Genomic DNA, 1,083 nt, shown 5'->3' on the forward strand with positions numbered 1-1,083 from the left:
CGATAAAAGGCGCTATAACCGTTGATGTCCGAATGGGGAAACCCAGTGTAGGCGACTACACTATCATCTGATGAATCCATAGTCAGATGAGGCGAACCGGGAGAACTGAAACATCTAAGTACCCCGAGGAAAAGAAATCAACCGAGATTCCCTAAGTAGCGGCGAGCGAAAGGGGAGTAGCCCAAGCGGGTAGCATAATGTATTAGTGGAAGCGTCTGGAAAGTCGCACGATAGAGGGTGAAAGTCCCGTACACGAAGATGCGTTATGTGGAAGCTTATAGAGTAGGGCGGGACACGTGATATCCTGTCTGAAGATGGGGGGACCATCCTCCAAGGCTAAATACTCCTGATTGACCGATAGTGAACCAGTACCGTGAGGGAAAGGCGAAAAGAACCCCGGGAGGGGAGTGAAATAGACCCTGAAACCGTGTACGTACAATCAGTGGGAGCTGTTACCGTTGGGTAATAGTGACTGCGTACCTTTTGTATAATGGGTCAGCGACTTATATTCTGTAGCAAGGTTAACCGAATAGGGGAGCCGAAGGGAAACCGAGTATTAACTGTGCGTAAAGTTGCAGGGTATAGACCCGAAACCCGGTGATCTAGCCATGGGCAGGTTGAAGGTTGGTTAACACTAACTGGAGGACCGAACCGACTAATGTTGAAAAATTAGCGGATGACCTGTGGCTGGGGGTGAAAGGCCAATCAAACCGGGAGATAGCTGGTTCTCCCCGAAAGCTATTTAGGTAGCGCCTCATGAGTAACTGTTGGGGGTAGAGCACTGTTTCGGCTAGGGGGCCATCCCGGCTTACCAACCCGATGCAAACTCCGAATACTGACAAGTTTAATCATGGGAGACACACGGCGGGTGCTAACGTTCGTCGTGAAGAGGGAAACAACCCAGACCGCCAGCTAAGGTCCCCAAGTCATAGTTAAGTGGGAAACGAAGTGGGAAGGCTTAGACAGCTAGGATGTTGGCTTAGAAGCAGCCATCATTTAAAGAAAGCGTAATAGCTCACTAGTCGAGTCGGCCTGCGCGGAAGATGTAACGGGGCTAAAACTATGCACCGAAGCTGCGGCAGC

Annotated in this window: 1 rRNA gene; it reads left to right on the forward strand. The window is 50.5% G+C overall.

Annotation, left to right across the window (positions count from 1 at the left end):
- Window positions 1-1,083, forward strand: a 23S ribosomal RNA gene (locus H3V12_RS11060); the annotation flags it as partial.

It is taken from the genome of Bartonella sp. W8167 (assembly GCF_016100335.1).
Lineage (GTDB): Bacteria > Pseudomonadota > Alphaproteobacteria > Rhizobiales > Rhizobiaceae > Bartonella > Bartonella apis.